The following is a 17,121-nucleotide window of genomic DNA, read 5'->3' as shown; positions in this document are numbered from 1 at the left end:
GGCCGCCCGCCCGCGCGGGCGGCCCACCGGGCTCAGTCGCCGTCGCGGAGGCGGGCGGTCACCGTCTTGGGGCGCTGGTACTCGTGCAGGGCCAGGGTGGACAGGTCGATGCCCTGGCCCGAGGTGCCCCGGCCGCTGTGCGGGAGCTCGGCGCTCTGGGCGAGATGGCAGTTGATCCAGGTCTCGCCCGCGTCCAGCCGGGCGGTCAGGTCGAGGGCGGTCGACAGGTCGGCGGTCCAGACACTGGCGGCGAGGGCCTGCGGCACCCCGTTGGCGAGCGCGAGCGCGGCCTCGACGGTGGGGGCGTGCTGCACGGTCAGCAGCGGGCCGAACACCTCCTCCAGCACCGCCGGGTCGTCGTCCGGGAGGTCGGCGAGCAGCCGGGCGGGCCGCCAGAGGCCGTCACTTCGGCCGGGCGCGGCCAATGAGCGCCCGGCGGCGGAGGCGGCGAGCAGTTTGTCGTACCGGGCGGCCTGGTCGGGGTTGTTGAGCGGTCCGAAGTCGCGGCCCGCCTCGCGGGCGCCGAGGGCCGAGGCGAGGGCGGCGACGGTCCGCTCGTAGTTCTCGGTGAGGGTGATCACCCGGGCGGGCGCGGCGCAACTCTGACCGGCGTTGTAGGTGCACGCGGCGGCGAGCGCGGACCAGGTGCGGTCGGGCGCGTCGGGCAGGACCAGGACCGGGCTGTTGCCGCCGAGTTCCAGGCTGACCCGGCGGTGTCCGGCCCGGGCGGCGATGTCCGCGCCCGCGGCCGCGCTGCCGGTGAAGGCGATCAGGTCGACCTCGGCGGCGACCAGCAGCCGGCCGCTCTCGCGGTCGCCGGCCAGGGTGCTCAGCACGTCCTCGCCGAGTGCCTCGGCGGCGTGGGCGGCGAGCAGCGCCGCCGAGTCGGGGGTGGTCTCGGCGGGCTTGAGCACCACGGTGTTCCCGGCGGCGAGGGCCGGGGCGCAGCGCCAGGCGGCCATCAGCAGCGGGTAGTTCCACGGGACGACGGCCGCGACCACGCCGACCGGCTCCCAGCGCACCCAGCTCTCGTGCCCCGGCAGGTAGCGGCCGGCGGCGGGGGCGGTGGCGGTGCGGGCGGCCCCGGCGTAGAAGCGGAACAGGTCGGCGACCTCGCGGACCTCGCCGGCCGCCTCGGCCTCGGGCTTCCCGGTGCCGGCCTGCTCCAGCACCGTGTACTCGGTGAGGTGCCGCTCGATCAGGTCGGCCAGCGCGTCGAGGCGGCGCTCGCGCTCGCGCGGGGTGAGCGCGCGCCAGCGCGGTCCGGCGGCCCGGGCCCGGGCGACGGCCTCGGCGACCTGCTCGGCGCGCGCCGGGACGAGGGTGCCCCGGGTGTGGCCGGTGCGCGGGTCGGTCAGGTGGAGTTCGGGGGCGGTGGGAACGGTGGACGGTGCCATGACGGGGCCTCCGGGCCGGGTCAGCGGGGAAGGTGGACAGCTCGGGAGCGGGGGTCGACCGGGGTCACAGGTCGTAGGCGCGCAGCCAGAGTTCGAGGGTGAGCACCAGCCAGAGCTTCCCGCCCTGGCGCGGCAGCAGGGTGCCCTCCCGGCGCATCCAGGTGCGCACGGTGTCCGGCCGCACCAGGCCGCGCTCGCGCGCGGTGCGCCCGAGCAGCAGTTCGGCGGACAGGTCGCGCAGCGGCCCGTGCAGCCACTGCTGGACCGGGACCCGCATACCGCTCTTCGGCCGGTCCACGACCGCGCCCGGCAGCAGGTCGCGGACGGCCTCCTTGAGGATCCACTTCTCCACCGTGCCGCGCAGCTTGAGGGTCGGCGGGGTGGCGAAGGCGTGGTCGACGACCTGCCGGTCGAACAGCGGCGAGCGGCCCTGCACCCCGCGCGAGGCGGTGAGCCGTTCGACCTTGGTGAGGATGTGGTGGGCGCCCTTGGTGCGCAGGTTGCAGTGCAGCAGCTGGTTGAGCAGCGAGTGCATCGGCCCGGGGGAGAGGTAGGGGGCGACGAAGCGGCGCGGCTGCGGTTCGTCGGCCAGCGCCCGCAGGGTCTCGCCGGTGAGCAGCAGCGGCAGGTCCTCGTAGCACTTGCGGTAGGAGCGCAGATAGGCCTCGGCCCGCACCTCGGGGGCGGGGTTGTCGCGGTGCATCTCGTGGACCAGCATCGGCAGGTTCTTCGGGCCGCCGTACACCGGGTCGCCGCCCTCGCCGTTGAGCGAGACGGTGATCCCGTCGGCGGCCACGGCCTCGGCGAGCATCAGATTGGGCACGGTCAGCGGGTCGCCGACCGGGCTGTCGAGCAGGGCGACGGTGTCGGCGAGCCGGGCGGCGACCTCCTCGCCGGAGACGGTGAGGATCCGGTGCCGGGTGCCGCAGTGGTCGGCGACCAGTCCGGAGTACCCCAGTTCGTTGGGCAGCCGGTCGCCGAAGCTGATCGAGTAGGTGTGCACTGGGTGGTCGTGCAGCCGGGCGGCGAGCGCGGTGACCAGTGAGCTGTCGACGCCGCCGGACAGCAGCACGCCGACCGGGCCGCCGGCCGGCAGCCGGCGCGCGGTGGCCCCTTCGAGCAGGGCGCGCAGCTCCCGGGTGTACTCCTCGGCGGGCCGGGCCGCGCCCTCGGGCAGGTGTTCGGCGGGTTCCCAGAACGGTTCCTGGTGGGTGCTGCCGTCGGCGGCGAGCCGCAGCACCCGGCCGGGCAGCGCCTCGTGCACTCCGCGCAGCAGGGTCTCCTCGCCGGGCAGGTAGGCGAAGGTGAGGAAGGAGCGGACGGCGGCCAGGTCGAGGCCGGTGCCGAGCGCGGGCCAGTGGCGCAGGGCGCGGAGCGAGGTGGACGCGGCCCAGCAGCCGTCGGCGCGGGCGTGGAACACGGTGCGGGCGCCCGCGTGGTCGCGGATCAGGACCAGGTCGGCGCCGTCGACGACGACGAGCGCGAACATCCCGTCGGCCTGCCGCAGGCCGTCCGTGCCGAGCCGCAGCCACAGGCGGAGCAGCAGTTCGCCGTCCGGCAGGTCGGCCGGTACGGGGGAGCCGGCCGCGGCGAGGGCGGCGAGCAGCTGGGGCCGGTTGTGCAGGGTCACCTCGCCGACGGCGGTGCGGCCGTCGACGGTGAACGGGCCGGTGGCGAAGCCGGGTTCGGCGGGGAGGAGGGCGGCCCGGGCGCCGTTCGGCGCGGTGCCGCCGGTGAGGGCGGCGAGGTGGGCGCGGGCCCGGTCGGCGTCGGGGCCGGCGAGGGCGCAGCAGCGGGGCATGGTGGAGCGGTGCCTTTCGTCGGACGGCGGCGGCCCGCGGGTGGTCCGCGGGACGTCGGCGGGGTTCCCGGCCGGCGGGGTGGCCGGGTGGCGGGGTGGCCGGGTGGCGGCCGGGGTGCGGCGGCTCAGCCGAAGTCGTCGCCGTCCCAGCCGTCGTCGGAGTCGCCCCAGTCGCCGAAGTCCTCGGTGGAGCCGGCGTCCCCGTGGTGTTCCCCGGATCCGTCGCCGTCCGCCGATATGTCGCCGCCTCCGCCGCCTCCGCTGCTGCCGCCGCTGTCCCCGCCGCCGGAGGTCTGTTGGCGGGCCTGCTGGCGCAGCTCCTCCTCCTCGGCCTCGGACAGGACCATGGGCGGCAGCTGGGCTGCGGTGATCGCGGCGACGCCCGCCACGCCGAGGGCGCCGACCACCACCCCGAGCCGTCCGCCGAAGGAGCTGCGGTTGAGGGTGACCAGCCGGCCGCTGCCCCACACGGTGCGGCCGTAGCCGAGGTCGCGGCCGTACTCGGCGGTGCCGTCCGCGTACCGCCGCTTGACCAGGTCGCGGCCGAGCGGCTCGTCGGTGCCGGAGCGGCCGAGGCTGTCGTGCCAGTGGATCTGCCGGTCGGTGCCGCGCCGGCGCCACTCGCTGCGGCCGTCCTCGTACCGGCGGTGGACTTGGCCGTCCGCCAGCAGTTCGTCGCGGTAGCCGAGATGGCGTGCGTTGCTCATGGGTGCGGGGTCCTCACAGACTCGGGCAGGTCGGACGGTGCGTAGGGGTGGGGCGGCGCGGTGCGGGGTTCAGCCGGCCAGCCAGCTGAGGAAGCCGCTGCCGCGCGCGGTGCGGACCCGCCGGTGCAGCGGGGTGCGGCGCGGACCGGCCGTCCCGCCGCCGCGCAGCCGGCGGATCACGGTGTGCAGCAGCCGGGCCGGGGAGACGGCGGCCAGTTCGACGGTCCGGCCGCTGCCCAGCCAGGCCCGCTCCTCGGGGCGCAGCCCGGCGGGCAGCGGTCCACGGTGGCCGTGCGGCCCGCGCCCGGAGGTCAGGTGCAGGGTGCCCGCGTGCCGGGGCACCAGGCCCATCGAGCGCACCCGGACGCCCGTCGGCCCGGCTGCCGCTCCGTAGGCGGCCCTGACCTGCTCGAAGCAGGCGAGCCCGGACGGGCTGGCGTCGTGCAGCACGTGCACCACGGCGCCCCCGGCCCGCTCCAGCGCGCCCACCAGCCGCTCGTCCAGCGGCAGTTCGTCGGCCGGGAGCACCGGGCAGGCGGCCTCCAGGTGCAGGTCGTTGGCGATCAGCATCGCGGTGATCTCCCGGCTCTGGCAGACCAGCAGCCGGGGCAGCCCGTAGTCGTAGAGGTCGGGCTCCTCGGCGGCGGTCGCGCGGGGGCCGGACGGCCGGGGCGCGGCCGGCGGCAGCAGGCCGGGCAGCTCCTCCCGGCGCGCGGCCAGCGCGGCGGCGAACCGGGCGTACCGGACGGGCGGTGCCAGGGTGTACGGGATCCGGCGCGGTCCGGCGTGCAGCGGCTGGAGCACCCGGCACAGCTCGTAGTAGAGCTGCCGCTCGGTGTACCGCAGCCCGCCGGGCGCCCCGGCCCGGTCGGCGGCGACGGTCAGCGCGCCGTCCAGGAGCGGACGCAGCGTCATGGGGTTCCTGCCTTTCGTCGTCCCCGCGCTCACGCGGGGCCCTTGCCGAGGTCCGGCCCGTTCGGACGGGCCCCGCCGGAGCCCCCGGGCGCGCCGTCCGGCTCGGGTTCGGGCCAGCTCATGAAGCCGACGGCGAGTGCCCGGCGCCGGGTCTCCAGCGGGCTCTCCGGCCGGCCGGCCGCCGGCGAGCGCACCGGTCCGGGCTGTCGGGCGGCCGGGGCCCGGGGCGTCGGCGGCGCGGTGATCCGCTCGGCGGCCCGGTCGGCGATCGCCAGCAGCCGCTTCGGGGCCAGCGCGGCGAGCGGGGTCCACCAGCCCTCGGCGAACCAATCCCGCTGGCTGCCGGTCAGCTCGGGCACCGACCGCTCCAGGCGCAGGTATAGCTCCTCCGGGCGGTGCAGGTCGCGCAGCAGCGTGTACTTGGTCTGGTCGACCAGCACGGTGCGCACCGACAGCCCGGCGTCCAGCACCCGCAGGCCGGGGCGGGCGGCGCGCGCGTCGGCGGCCAGCAGGTGGCCCTGGGGCGAGGCGTCGTGCAGCACCACCAGCGGCAGCCCGGCCGGGACCTCGCGCAGGTCCCGCACGAGCAGCGCGCGGTGCCGTTCGGGGTAGCGGTTGGCGTGCAGGAAGGCGGTGACCGTCCGGTCCGGGCAGAGCAGGACGAAGGCCGGGCGGGCGGGCGGCGGCCCGGACGGGACCAGCCCGTCCTCCACCAGCCCCGGCGGCAGGGCGCCGTAGGTGGTCCGCCACCGGTTCAGCACGGTGGTGCGGAACTCGTCCTCGGTCCAGCGGGAGTGGACCGACTCGTCCGGCGCGGGGACGTCCGACAGCGCCCACTGGCGGATGCCGAAGCCGATCAGCAGGAGGCCCGGCAGCAGCAGCCACGGGCCGAACGGGGTGAGGATCGTGCCGAGGCCGATCAGGGTCAGGATGCTCCCGGGGACGAACAGCCCGGCCGCGACGCCTATGTCGCCCCGGTACTTCTGCGGCGGGCGCCCCCGGTGCTGGAGGGAGTGGTTCAGCTGCCCGGCGGTGACGACCAGCCGGCCCCCGTCGGAGAGCTTCCCGACGGCCTTGCGGATCCGCAGGTCGTGCAGCCCGGCGCCGTCGGTCTTGGGATCGAGCGCGAACTCCTCGCGGCAGTAGGTGCAGCGGCGCCCGGTCCGCTGACGCTGGATGAGGTCCTTCGAGCAGTGCGGGCAGATCATCGCGGTACCTCCGGCACCGGCCAGCTGAGGAATCCGACATTTCCGTGCAGCGCCCGCTCGGCGGCCCGTTCGACCATCGTCAGCAGCCGCTTGGGCGGCACCGCCGCCAGGGGGCTCCAGAGCCCCTTGCCGAGCCAGAGGCGCTCCCCCTCGGAGAGCCCCGGCAGTCGCGCCAGCAGCTCCTCCAACGGCGCGCGTTCCTGGTGCTCGTAGAGTTGGACGGCCCGCTCCCCGGCCGCCACCGCGGTGCGGGGCGACAGTCCGGCGTCCACCACCGGAACGGCCGGCCGCGCGGACCTGGCCTCGCGCACCAGCACCAGGCCCTGCGGGGAGGCGTCGTGCAGCACCACCACGGGCAGGTCGTCCGGCAGCTCCGCCACCGAGCCGACGATCACCGCCCGGTAGCGCACCGCGAAGGTGTTGGCGTGCAGGAAGGCGGTGACCGTCCGGTCCGGGCAGAGCACCGCGAGCACCGGCGGCCCGACCGAGGCGGAGGGCCGGACGGCGGCGTCCTCGACCACACCGTCCGGGAGGCCGCCGTAGACCTCGGCCCAGGCGTTCAGGACCTTGCTCCGGAACTCCGCGTCGGTCCAGTCGGGGCGGTTGTCCAGCGGAGTCGTCCAGGCGTCCTCCTGCCGTCGCAGCAGCTCGCGCCGCAGCTGCCACTGCCGCTCGGCCAGCTCCCACCGGGCCATGGTCCGCTTGCGCCGCAGCAGCCGGACGGCGTCCTTCGACATCGCCCCGAGCAGGGCCAGGCCGAAGAAGCCGGCCACGGCGGCCAGGATGATCGCGGCCGGCAGCCGGGTGACCAGTAAGTAGGCGACGGCGACCAGCCCGGTGCCCATGCCGAGGCAGAAGGCGAGCATGCCGGCGCCCTCGAACCGGGGCTCGGACGGCCGGCCCGGCGGGTCCTTGCGGGGCCGGGGCGACAGCTGCCCGCGTTCGTGGTGCGCCCAGCGGAGCTGCTGGACCGTCAGGAGGACCCGGCCGCCGTCGCCCAGCCGCTCCACGGTGCGCCGCAGCCGCAGGTCGTGCAGCCCCCGGGTGTACTTCGGCTCCAGCGCGAACCGCTGCTGGCACCTCCAGCAGGTGCGGCCGGTGCGGAGCTTCCCGGACAGCTCGGTCTCGCAGCGCGGGCACTTCATCGCGTGGACTCCTCCAGCGTGGCCGCCAGCCGCCGCAGCCCGGCGGCCAGCCGCTCCCGCCGGCCGACCGTGCCGATCCGCTGCCCGCGCTCCACCGCCCGCAGCGCCTCGGCGAGTTCGGTCTCCGACCGGCGCTCGGCCTCGGCCGCGGTGATCGCGTAGTCCTCGTGGTCGATGCCGTACCCGGTGTTGGCGGCCAGGATGTTGAGCGGCTCGCGGCCCCGGTTGGCGAAGGAGTGCGGCATCAGCTCGGGTATCCGTATCAGCAGACCCGGTGTCAGCGGCACCTCCACCACCCGGCGCCGCTCGGCGTCGTACAGCCCGCAGGCGGCGTGGCCGAGGCTGAGCACCAGGTGCTCGCCGCCGTGCGCGTGCGGGGTGAACGCGCTGCGCGGGGCGACGATGCCGAGTTTGTAGGTGGCGTTCGAGGGCCGCTCGGGCGAGGTCTTGGCGTCACCCACCAGGTAGTGGGCGAACTGGCCCTCGTCGATGAACCGCAGCAGCTCCTCGCCGGCCGGACCGTGCGGGGCCTCCGGGCCCAACTCCCGGGCGCCGTCCCGGTCCGCGAGCAGCACCCGGCCGTCCGGCCGCAGCCGGTAGAGCTCCGCCCCGGCCGGAAGCCGCCCGGCGAGCCTTTCGAGTTCCCGCAGCCCCGATCGTACGGACATCGGCCACCCCACCCCCACCTCGACCCTTGCCACGTCACCCCCGGTGACGCGGGGCGTCGCGCGGCCGGTTCCCGCCGTCCGGGACCGGCGTTCCGGATCTTACGCACACGGGGTGACATCGCCCAGGGGCGGGCGGAGCCGACGGACGGGGGCAACCGGCCGGGACGGTGAACGGGGGGTGAACGCGGTCAGCGGCCCCGGGCCACCACGAAGTCGGGCAGCGCGAGCAGGAACGCGCGGGCCTCGGCGGCCTCCTCGGCGTCCTCGCTCCCGTGGTTCCCGTCGCCCCTGCCGTCCGCCGCCGCGGGGGCCCCGGCGAGCACGGCCCCGATCTCCCGCGCGGCGGCCGCGACCAGTCCGGCCGCCGCCTCCCGGGCGTACGCGACGCAGTCGTAGGCCGTCATCCGGTCGAGCAGCCAGGCGACGTCCTCGGCCGCCCCGGGTCCGCGCTGCGACCGGGTGAGGCTCAGATGCCGCACCACGCGGGCGCGTTCGGCCGGGGTGGCGCGCTCCAGCAGCTGGATCAGCATCAGCGTCCGCTTGCCCTCCCAGAGGTCCCCGGCGATCTCCTTGCCGTACTCCTCGGCCGCGCCGACCAGATTGAGCACGTCGTCCTGGATCTGGAAGGCCGCGCCCAGGTACCAGCCGAACCGGTCCAGCCGGGCGGCGTCCGTACCGGCCCCCTCGGCGACCAGCAGGCCGGAGCGGCACGGGTAGAGGAAGGTGTACCAGGACGTCTTCTTGAGGCACATCCGGTAGTAGTCGGCACTGGTCAGTCCGCAGACGTTGTCCCGGATCCAGGCGATCTCCAGGGCCTGCCCCTCCAGGGACTGGCGGCACATCAGCTCGGTCTCCTCGAACAGCCGCCAGGCCAGCTCCCCGCCGAGCGCCCGCCGGTTGGCCATCACCCGCCGCAGGCCGAGCAGGTTGGTCGCGTTGCCGACGTTCAGCGCGACCTCCACGCCGTACCGGGCGGGCAGCGTGGGCTCGCCCCGGCGGAGCTCGCTGCCGTCCTGGATGTCGTCGTGGACGAGGAAGCCGTTGTGGAACAGCTCCACGGTGACGGCCGGGTTGAGGGCCCGTTCGGGCCGGCCGCCGAACGCGGCGCAGGTGGCCAGGCAGAGCGCGGCCCGCAGGCCCTTGCAGGGGCGGGTCGGGTAGTCGGCGGCCAGGTCGTAGAGGTAGGGCGGGCTCTGCTCGGGGATGTGGCGCAGCAGTTCGGCGAGGGTGCGCTCGCGGTACCGGGCCAGGACGCGCTCGACCAGCGGCGCGCCGAGGGCGGTGCGTCCGGCCGGGGTGGTCACCCCCGGGGCCGCTCGTCCGGTCCGCCGCCGTCGTTGCCGCCGGTTCCTCCGCCGCCGTCGGCGGACCGCGGGTCGCCCTGCGGTCCGAAGGCGTTCCGCAGGCCCTGGTTGGCGAGGCCGGGGGCGAGCGAGCTCAGGCCGAGCAGCAGGTCGAGCACGTCGTGGGCGTTGGCCGCGAGCCGCTGGGCCTGCTCGGACACCTCGCCGGTGGTGCCGGCGAGGACCCGCTCGCTCACCGCCTCGATCAGCTGATGGGTGTTCTCCGAGACCCGGCCCACCAGCCGGTCGAACTCCTCCTGGTCGACCCGGTGCTCGCCGGTCAGCCGGTCCGTCGCCGCCTTGGCGTCGGCGATCCCGGCGGACAGCTCCCGTTCCAGGACGGCCGCGGCCTCCATGACGGCGCGCGAGCCCTGCTCGCCCAATTCGCTGAACCGACCGGCATCGGGCATGGCTGACCTCCTGGTTCGCCCCCCGGCCGGGGCCGGGGCGGTCCGGGTCGGCGCGCGGCGGGGCGCCGTACCGATCGCCGATGGTACACGGGTGTGTGCGGAGCGTGTCCACGGCGTCACGGGGGAGGTGGCGGGCGCGTGCGCGTTCCGGGGTGCGCCGGAGTCGCCCCGGCGCGCGGCGGCGCCCGCGCGCCGGGTGGGGCCGGGGCGGCCCGGCGAGTCGGGGCCCCCCGCCGCTTCGGTCACTGATAGTGATTGCCTGGATGCGGAGTGATCCGCCAGGGGGTGGAGAGCGGCAGCGCCGGACGGTTCGGGACAGCACGGGAGAAGGAGCGGGTCATGGGTGGCAGACAGCGTCCGCCGAAGGCGCGGGGCGCCCGGCCGGAGGCGAAGCGGCGGACCGGGCGCCCGCCCGTCCCGCGTGCGGACCGGCCGGCGGTGGACCCGGGCCTGGAGATCGCCCGGCTTGAGGGCTACCTCGCCTGGGAGGCGGAGGTCGCGGCGGCCCAGCGCGACGCCCGGGCCTTCGCCGACCGCTTCCCCTGGCTCGCGCCGGACGACCGGGAGGCCCTGGAGCAGGCGTACACCGACGACCGCCTCCGGTACGCGGAGGAGGTGGTCGACCGCGCGGTGGGCCGCTGCCGCGCGCTGGCCGCCCGCTACCGCACCGAGTGCCGCCGGATCTGCGCCCGCTGGGCGGCCGTGTGCCTCTCGGTGGTGTTCGCGGTGGCCCTGCTCGCCGTCGTCCCGGTCGCCCTGCACGGCTGACCGACCGCCGGCCCGGCCGACGGGCCGCCCGCACAGCCGGGCCCGCCGCACACCAGGGGTGTGCGGCGGGCCCGGTCGTGCGGTCCGCGGGGCGGACGGGATCAGTGGTGGCCGTGGCCGCTGCTGATCTCCTCGTGCTCCTGGACCGTCGGCTTGGCGATCTGGCTGCCCTCGCCGTAGAAGCCCCGGGCCAGCTTGGCCCGGGTGCGGGCCAGCAGTCCGGCCTTGCGGGCCACGCCGTTCTCGTCCACCTTGGCCGGCAGCTCGAACGGCTGCGGCTGGTCGTGCGCGGTGAGCGTGTGCAGCCGCTCCGGCGGCAGCGCCGCGTGCACCTCGACGAACTCGCCGTGCGGCAGCCGATTGATGACGCCGGTCTCCCGCCCGTGCAGCACCTTCTCCTTGTCACGGCGCTGGAGGCCCAGGCACCAGCGCTTGGTGATCACGAAGACGATCACCGGGGCGACGAAGAAGCCGATCCGCGTGGCGTTGGTGATCGAGTTGATGGACAGGTGGAAGTGGGTGGCGATCAGGTCGTTGCCGCCGGCGGCGAGCAGGACCAGGTAGAGGCTGATCCAGGCGGCGCCGAAGGCGGTGCGCACCGGCGCGTTGCGGGGCCGGTCGGCGATGTGGTGCTCGCCCCGGTCCCCGGTGATCCAGGCCTCCAGGAACGGGTAGGACCAGATCGCCACCAGCACCAGCGGGAAGATCATCAGCGGCACGAACACGCCCATGTTGAGGGTGTGGCCCCACAGGCCGATCTCCCAGCCCGGCATGATCCGGATCAGGCCCTCGGAGAAGCCCATGTACCAGTCCGGCTGGGCGTCGGTCGACACCTGGTCCGGGCGGTACGGGCCGTACATCCAGATCGGGTTGACGGTGGCGATCGCGGCCATCGCGGCCACCAGGCCGAACACCAGGAAGAAGAAGCCGCCGGCCTTGGCCATGTAGACCGGCATCAGCGGCATGCCGACCACGTTGTTGTTGGTCCGGCCGGGCCCGGCGAACTGGGTGTGCTTGTGGTAGAAGACCAGGATCAGGTGGGCCACCAGCAGTCCGAGCATGATGCCCGGGATCAGCAGCACGTGCACGGTGAACAGTCGCGGCACGATGTCGTGGCCGGGGAACTGGCTCCCGAAGATGAAGAACATGAGGTACGTGCCGACGATCGGCACCGCGAGGATCGCGCCCTCCATGAACCGGATGCCGGTGCCGGAGAGCAGGTCGTCGGGCAGCGAGTAGCCCATGAAGCCGTCGAACATGCCGAGGATCAGCAGGCCCGCGCCGAACATCCAGTTGATCTCGCGCGGCTTGCGGAAGGCGCCGGTGAAGAAGACCCGCATCATGTGCACGAACATCGCGGCCACGAAGACGATCGCGGCCCAGTGGTGGATCTGGCGGATCAGCAGACCGCCCCGGATGTCGAAGCTGATCCGCATCGTCGAGGCGAAGGCCTCCGACATCGGGATGCCCTGGAGCGGTACGTAGGAGCCCGCGTAGGTCACCTCGTTCATGGACGGGATGAAGAAGAGCGTCAGCCAGACCCCGGTCAGGATGATGATGACGAAGGTGTAGAGGCAGATCTCGCCGAGCATGAAGGACCAGTGGTCCGGGAAGATCTTGCGCAGATTGGACTTGGACAGGCCGTAGATGCCGAGCCGTCCGTCGGCCCAGTCGGCGAGCGCCTCGGCCTTGTTGGCGGGCGCCGCGCGGGTGCTGGTGACCGGCCCCGGGCTCGACTGCTGGTCGGCTCTCACGACGGGCTCCCCGGTGTCCGCCGCGGCTTGTCCTGGACGCCCGGCCGCGTCACGGCCGGCCGGTGGAGTGATGTGATCATCGGACCTCTCGATACGGGGGTGCCGGACACTCCGGCCCGCGGATCCGGCGACCCGCCGCCCCCGTTGCTCAAAGTGATGGAGCGCTTACTCTGTCATGCTGTCGGGAGCGCGCCGACTGTGCACGTCCATCGGCCCGTCCGGCCGCTCGTGTCGGCCCGTCCGGGGGGTTCCGGGGCAGCGACGGGGCCGTGGCGGGGCCGTGCGGGGGCTGCGGAGAGGCCGTGACGGGGTGTCCGGGGACGGCCTCCGTCGCACTCCGATGCTGCGCTCGGGTGCTGTTGACGACACGCCGGGGCGTTCTGGCGCGCGCCGCACCCGGGGAGGGCGCGGGACCCGGCCTACGCTGCGCCAATGGTGGATCACCGGGAACTCTTCGAGGACGTGACAGCCGACCTGGCCCGGGCCGGCTTCGACATCGACCGCGGGCCCTCCGGGCTGCGGATCGGCCATGGCCCGCACGGGGTGCTGATCGACTGGCCGCCCGCCGAGCAGGCGGCGGCCGACCAGCCGCCGCCCGCCGAGGGCATCCGGGCGGCGGTGACCGGCGCGGTCGCCGCCGTACTGCGCGAGTCCGGTTACCGGGTCGCGACGGCCGGACCGGACGGACTGCTCGTCACCGCCTCCCGCCCGCTCCGGGTCGCCGCTCCCGACGCCCCGGGCGAGGGCGGGCGGGAGCCGGCCGGGGTCCCCGAGCAGTGGTGGGGGTGAGGGGCGGACCGCCCGAAGTCCTGTCCGACCCGCGGCCGTGAGGCTCCGGTGACGGCGCCGGGGCGCCCGGGGACCGGTTCCGACGGTCCCCGGGCGCCCCGGCGCCGGGTCAGGGGGCGCTCGGGCCCCCGCCCGTGGCGGCGGCGATCGCGGCCGCCAGCTCGTCCACGCCCTGCTCCCGCAGCACGCCGTAGTGGTCCCCGGCCAGCCGGACCGCGGCCGGGGCGGCCGCCGACCAGCCGGAGCTGCCCTCGATGAACGAGTAGTCGTCACCGGTGGCCTTGAAGACGGTCACCGGGGCCGACAGCCGCCGCTCGGCCAGCTCGCGGAAGGTGTACTCGAACTCGTAGGTCTCCCCGACGATCCGGACCACCCGGCGGATCAGCTCCTCGTCGAGCTCCGGCAGCGTCCGGTGGACGAAGGCGGCGAAGCCGTCCTCGTCCCGCACCTCGGCGAGGCACTCGGCCAGCTGCGGCCCGCCGACGGAGCCCGCGAACACCGAGTGGAGGATGGTCAGGTACGCCGGGTTGCGGTACGAGGACTCGCGTCCGTACCGCTCGCCGTCCGCCCGTCGCACCTCCGGGTTGCCGGGGCAGATCAGCATCAGGGCGGCCACCCGCTCCCCGGCCCGCTCCAGCTGCCAGGCCGCCTCGAAGGCCACCCGGGCGCCGAAGGAGTACCCCCACAGGGTGTAGGGGCCCTCCGGCCGGACCACCCGGATCTGCGCCAGGTCGGCCGCCGCCATGTCCCGGATCGTCGGGTGCGGCGTCTCCCCGGGATTGATGCCGTACGCCTGGACGCCGTAGAACGGCCGGCCCGAACGCCCGGCGAGCGGACGCAGGTTCATCGGGTAGCCGCCCAGTCCGGGCCAGCAGAACACCGGGTCGTCGGTGCCGCCCCGGTGCAGCGGCACCAGCCGGGAGGCCGGTCCCCCGGCGCTCGGGGCGCTCCGGACGCCGTCGGTGACGGCCGTGTCGATCCTGGCCGCCAGATCGGCGAGCCGGGGGCACTCGAACAGCACCTGGAGCGGCAGCCCGGCGCCGAACTCCCGGTTCACCCGGTTGACCAGCGCCACCGCGATCAGCGAGTTGCCGCCCGCCGCGAAGAACTCGTCCGCCGCTGAGACGGGCTCGTACTTCAGCGCGGCGGCCCAGATCCCGGCCAGCCGCCGCTCGGTCGGCGTCGCCGGTGCCACGAACGGCGCACCGGTGGCGGCGTCCCTGACCTGCTCGGCGGCCGCCAGCGCCTTGGCGTCCACCTTGCCGTTGGCGGTCAGCGGCAGCTCGTCCAGCACCAGCACCCGGTTGGGGACCATGTAGTCCGGCAGCAGGGCGACCAGCTCGTCCCTGATCAGCTCCGCCGGGCCGCGCATGTGCACGGCGTCCTCCCGCATGCCCTCGCTGCGGATCTGCTCCTCGCTCACCCGGCCGCCGAGGAAGAAGTACGACGGGCCGGGCTCGATGCCGCACCCGGTCAGCACCGCGTCGATCCGCCGGGCGGCGGGCAGCGGGTGACCGCTCTTCGAGCTGTAGCCCGAGGACATGAACCCGAAGCCGAGCCCGTTGCGCTGCAGCCGGTGCAGCCGGATGCCCAGGCCGATGTACTCCAGCCACGGTTCGGCGGCCCGGCTCACCGCGGTGATGCCGAAGCCCGCCCGCCGGTAGACCTGCTGGTTGATGGCGATGACGTGCCGGGACTCCACCACCTCGTCGGAGATCCTGGTCAGTTCGCCGCCCTCGTACCGGTACAGGCCGGCCGGCAGGCCGTCCACCCCGCCCGGGTGGGCCTGGACGAACAGCTCGGTGTCCTCCCGCCGCCGCCGGCCGTCCTCCGGGACGATCGCGAAGCTGCCCAGGTAGTAGTCCTCCTCGGCGACGTCCAGCCGCCGCTGGACGGCGGGATCGTGGCCCAGCGGACGCACCGCCAGTCCGTACTCCGGCAGCACCTCCTCCAGCACGCCCAGCATGTGGCCGGTCTCGAACTCCAGCACCTCCTGGATGTTGTCGCGGTACACCGGCTCGACGGCGCCGCGCCGGCCGAGGAAGTGCAGCGCCAGCGGTGCGCCCCCGGCCGCCCGGTCGCCGACCCGGACCAGGGTGTGGTCGACCGGGTGGTAGTAGTGCACGCCCGCGGCGAGGCCGTGCGAGCCGTCCGTCTCCAGGTACAGCTGGGTGGCGTACAGGGCGCCGGGGGAGGCGTAGGCGTACTTCGGCAGCAGCCGCTCCGGGCTGTGGAACTGGCCGAACCAGCGCAGCACCGGGCCGAGCTCGGCGAGGGTGACGGCGGTCGGCGGCCCGGTCGGCGCGGTCGGTCCGGTCGGGGCGGTCGGGGCTCCGGCCGGGTGCGGCGGGGCGAGCAGTGCCAGCAGGTCCTCCCGGGTGACCGGGCCGCCCTCGAAGAAGCGGTAGGTCTTGCGGGCGAAGGTCTCCCGCCGCTGCCGGTCGGTCTCCCGGCGCCCCGGCAGCTCGACCACCGGCCGGCCGGCCAGTTCGGCCGGACCGCGCAGCCCCGGGTTGGACAGCTGCGCCCGGACCTGGAGCTTGCTCGCCTTGGACCGGTGGTGGCCGCCGTGATTGCCCTGGTCCATCAGGGCGGCCTCCTTGGGGTTCAGCTCCACACAGGCCACCAGGTTGCGGTGGCCCGTGCGCGGGTCGTCGGTGACCACCGCGGCGGCCCGGCGCACCCAGGGGTGCTCCTCGACGGCGAGCGCGATCTCGTCCAGCTCGACCCGGTAGCCGCGCAGCTTGACCTGGTTGTCCACCCGACCGGCGCACTGCAGGGTGCCGTCCGGGTTCCACTCGGCGAGGTCGCCGGTGCGGTAGAGCCGCTCGCCCGGCAGGTACGGCGAGGCGACGAAGCGCTCCGCCGTCAGATCCGGCCGGTTGAGGTAGCCGCGGGCCAGCTGGACGCCGCCGATGTACAGCTCACCGGTCGCGCCGACCTCCACCGGTGCCAGCTCCTCGTCCAGGACGAAGCAGCGGGTGCGGTCCACCGGGATGCCGATCGGTACCGAACCGGCGCCGTCGACGAGGGTCTCCGGGTCGATCCGGTGGGCGGTCGCGTTGATGGTGCACTCGGTCGGGCCGTACAGGTTGACCAGCTCCGCGCCCGGCAGCGCCGCCGTCAGCGCCCGGGCCAGCCGGACCGAGAGCGCCTCGCCGCCGGAGTACAGCCCGCGCAGACCGGTGCAGTCGGCCAGCCGCTCGGTGTCGAGCAGGGCCTGGAGCAGGGTCGGCACGCACTGGAGGGTGGTCACGCCGTGCGCGAGCACGGTGTCGATCAGGGCCTCCGGGTCCCGGTAGACGCCGGGCGCGCCCATCACCACCCGCGCGCCGGCGGCGGGTGCGAGGATCTCCCACTGGGCCGCGTCGAAGCTCATCGGCGTCTTCTGCAGCACGGTGGTGTCCGGGCCCAGATGGCCGGCGTCGGCCAGCCAGCGCAGCTGCGACACGATGCTGTGGTGCTCGATCATCACGGCCTTGGGGCGGCCGGTGCTGCCGGAGGTGTGGATGACGTAGGCCAGCGACTCGGGGGCGGGGCCCGCCGGGGCGTGGGCCTGGTGCGGGATGTGGGTGCTCTCGCCCGCCTCCGGCCGGGTGCCCCGGTCCGGGAGGTCGGCGGCGGTGACGATCCGGGTGCCGGCCGGGACCAGCTCGGCCAGCCGGGACCGCAGGTGCTCCTGGGCGACGACCACCCTGGTCCCGCTGGACTCGATCATCCAGCGGAGCCGCTCCTCCGGGTACTCGGGGGAGAGCGGCAGGTACGCGGCGCCCGCGTGCAGGATGCCCCAGGCGCCGGTCATCAGCGCCAGGGACGGCTCGGTGTACAGGCCGACGCAGTCGTCGGTGGCCACGCCCAGCCGGTGCAGGTGCGCGGCGAGCGCGTCGGCGGCGGCGGCGAGCTCGCGGAAGCTCAGCCGGGCGCCGGTGCCGGTGCCCGGGCCTGCGCCGGTCTCCGCCGGAGCGGTGACCGCTGTGGCGTCGGGGCGGGCGGCGGCCTGGGCTCGGAGCAGGTCGGGCAGGCAGACGGAGCGGCGGGCGTCGAGAAGGGTGGCGAACAGGACGGGCTGTGCGGTCATGACGGGGTTCCCCTGGGCTCGGGCCGATAGGGCCGCCCGGCGCGTGGACCGGGCGTGACCTCAAAGGTCGGCCACCCGCTGTCCCGAACACCTGGGGCGGTGGCCGTCTCCCGGCCCCCCTTCGGGCCCGGGCGGGTC

The 17,121-nt window shown here is 75.2% G+C and carries 13 protein-coding genes; 2 read left to right on the top strand and 11 right to left on the bottom strand.

Translation table 11 applies throughout. The features are described 5' to 3' along the window. Positions 1-32: 32 nt before the first annotated feature. From OG715_RS04580 to OG715_RS04540, 9 genes are all read right to left on the bottom strand, one after another. Positions 33-1,397: an aldehyde dehydrogenase family protein gene (locus tag OG715_RS04580; RefSeq protein ID WP_266277159.1), complete on the bottom strand. Its 1,365-nt coding sequence runs from the start codon at positions 1,395-1,397 to the stop codon at positions 33-35. Positions 1,398-1,461: 64 nt separating this feature from the next. Beyond that, complete coding sequence (locus OG715_RS04575; protein WP_266277161.1) at positions 1,462-3,198, bottom strand: asparagine synthetase B family protein; 1,737 nt, start codon at positions 3,196-3,198, stop codon at positions 1,462-1,464. A gap of 125 nt (positions 3,199-3,323) precedes the next feature. Beyond that, positions 3,324-3,905 (bottom strand): hypothetical protein, encoded by a 582-nt coding sequence (locus OG715_RS04570; RefSeq protein WP_266277163.1) that lies wholly within the window; start codon positions 3,903-3,905, stop codon positions 3,324-3,326. A 69-nt stretch (positions 3,906-3,974) separates the two neighbouring features. Then, entirely contained in the window at positions 3,975-4,820 is an 846-nt protein-coding gene (locus tag OG715_RS04565; protein WP_266277165.1) for a hypothetical protein, read from the bottom strand. A 29-nt stretch (positions 4,821-4,849) separates the two neighbouring features. Continuing rightward, positions 4,850-6,028, bottom strand: coding sequence for a hypothetical protein (locus OG715_RS04560; protein WP_266277167.1), 1,179 nt, complete (start codon positions 6,026-6,028; stop codon positions 4,850-4,852). Next, positions 6,025-7,173 carry a hypothetical protein gene (locus tag OG715_RS04555; protein WP_266277169.1) on the bottom strand — a complete coding sequence of 383 codons (1,149 nt, stop codon included), beginning with the start codon at positions 7,171-7,173 and terminating at the stop codon, positions 6,025-6,027. Before OG715_RS04555 ends, OG715_RS04560 begins: the two co-directional genes overlap by 4 nt. Next, a complete protein-coding gene (locus tag OG715_RS04550) occupies positions 7,170-7,841 on the bottom strand; it encodes a cupin domain-containing protein (RefSeq protein ID WP_266277171.1) in 672 nt (223 codons plus the stop codon). The genes OG715_RS04555 and OG715_RS04550 overlap by 4 nt, the downstream gene beginning before the upstream one ends. Positions 7,842-8,029: 188 nt before the next feature. Further along, complete coding sequence (locus tag OG715_RS04545; RefSeq protein ID WP_266277173.1) at positions 8,030-9,145, bottom strand: polyprenyl synthetase family protein; 1,116 nt, start codon at positions 9,143-9,145, stop codon at positions 8,030-8,032. Continuing rightward, positions 9,142-9,594, bottom strand: a complete 453-nt coding sequence (locus OG715_RS04540) for a hypothetical protein (RefSeq protein WP_266277175.1) — start codon at positions 9,592-9,594, stop codon at positions 9,142-9,144. The genes OG715_RS04545 and OG715_RS04540 overlap by 4 nt, the downstream gene beginning before the upstream one ends. Before the next feature lie 339 nt (positions 9,595-9,933). Here OG715_RS04540 and OG715_RS04535 point away from each other — a divergent pair, with 339 nt between their 5' ends. Then, positions 9,934-10,362 carry a hypothetical protein gene (locus tag OG715_RS04535; RefSeq protein WP_266277177.1) on the top strand — a complete coding sequence of 143 codons (429 nt, stop codon included), beginning with the start codon at positions 9,934-9,936 and terminating at the stop codon, positions 10,360-10,362. 101 nt (positions 10,363-10,463) lie between these two features. Here OG715_RS04535 and qcrB read toward each other — a convergent pair whose 3' ends face one another. Then, on the bottom strand, positions 10,464-12,116 hold the full coding sequence (gene qcrB / locus OG715_RS04530; protein WP_266277179.1) for a cytochrome bc1 complex cytochrome b subunit: 1,653 nt from the start codon (positions 12,114-12,116) through the stop codon (positions 10,464-10,466). Between the two features lie 432 nt (positions 12,117-12,548). Between qcrB and OG715_RS04525 the strand changes: the two genes are divergently transcribed. Next, on the top strand, positions 12,549-12,905 hold the full coding sequence (locus tag OG715_RS04525) for a hypothetical protein (protein ID WP_266277181.1): 357 nt from the start codon (positions 12,549-12,551) through the stop codon (positions 12,903-12,905). 109 nt (positions 12,906-13,014) lie between these two features. Here the strand turns inward: OG715_RS04525 and OG715_RS04520 are convergent, their stop codons facing one another. After that, positions 13,015-16,983, bottom strand: a complete 3,969-nt coding sequence (locus OG715_RS04520) for a non-ribosomal peptide synthetase family protein (RefSeq protein ID WP_266277183.1) — start codon at positions 16,981-16,983, stop codon at positions 13,015-13,017. Between the last annotated feature and the right edge of the window lie 138 nt (positions 16,984-17,121).

The organism is Kitasatospora purpeofusca, assembly GCF_036010405.1.
GTDB lineage: Bacteria > Actinomycetota > Actinomycetes > Streptomycetales > Streptomycetaceae > Kitasatospora > Kitasatospora purpeofusca.
The sequence above is the reverse complement of the archived record's forward strand: the minus strand, read 5'-3'. Positions and strand labels throughout refer to the sequence as shown.

Bases quoted from the DNA above. Each gene is read 5' to 3' on its own strand.
- OG715_RS04540 (WP_266277175.1), bottom strand. From the start codon at position 9,594: ATGCCCGATGCCGGTCGGTTCAGCGAATTGGGCGAGCAGGGCTCGCGC.
- OG715_RS04525 (WP_266277181.1), top strand. From the start codon at position 12,549: ATGGTGGATCACCGGGAACTCTTCGAGGACGTGACAGCCGACCTGGCC.
- OG715_RS04520 (WP_266277183.1), bottom strand. From the start codon at position 16,983: ATGACCGCACAGCCCGTCCTGTTCGCCACCCTTCTCGACGCCCGCCGC.
- OG715_RS04535 (WP_266277177.1), top strand. From the start codon at position 9,934: ATGGGTGGCAGACAGCGTCCGCCGAAGGCGCGGGGCGCCCGGCCGGAG.
- OG715_RS04570 (WP_266277163.1), bottom strand. From the start codon at position 3,905: ATGAGCAACGCACGCCATCTCGGCTACCGCGACGAACTGCTGGCGGAC.
- OG715_RS04575 (WP_266277161.1), bottom strand. From the start codon at position 3,198: ATGCCCCGCTGCTGCGCCCTCGCCGGCCCCGACGCCGACCGGGCCCGC.
- OG715_RS04565 (WP_266277165.1), bottom strand. From the start codon at position 4,820: ATGACGCTGCGTCCGCTCCTGGACGGCGCGCTGACCGTCGCCGCCGAC.
- OG715_RS04560 (WP_266277167.1), bottom strand. From the start codon at position 6,028: ATGATCTGCCCGCACTGCTCGAAGGACCTCATCCAGCGTCAGCGGACC.
- OG715_RS04550 (WP_266277171.1), bottom strand. From the start codon at position 7,841: ATGTCCGTACGATCGGGGCTGCGGGAACTCGAAAGGCTCGCCGGGCGG.
- OG715_RS04580 (WP_266277159.1), bottom strand. From the start codon at position 1,397: ATGGCACCGTCCACCGTTCCCACCGCCCCCGAACTCCACCTGACCGAC.
- OG715_RS04555 (WP_266277169.1), bottom strand. From the start codon at position 7,173: ATGAAGTGCCCGCGCTGCGAGACCGAGCTGTCCGGGAAGCTCCGCACC.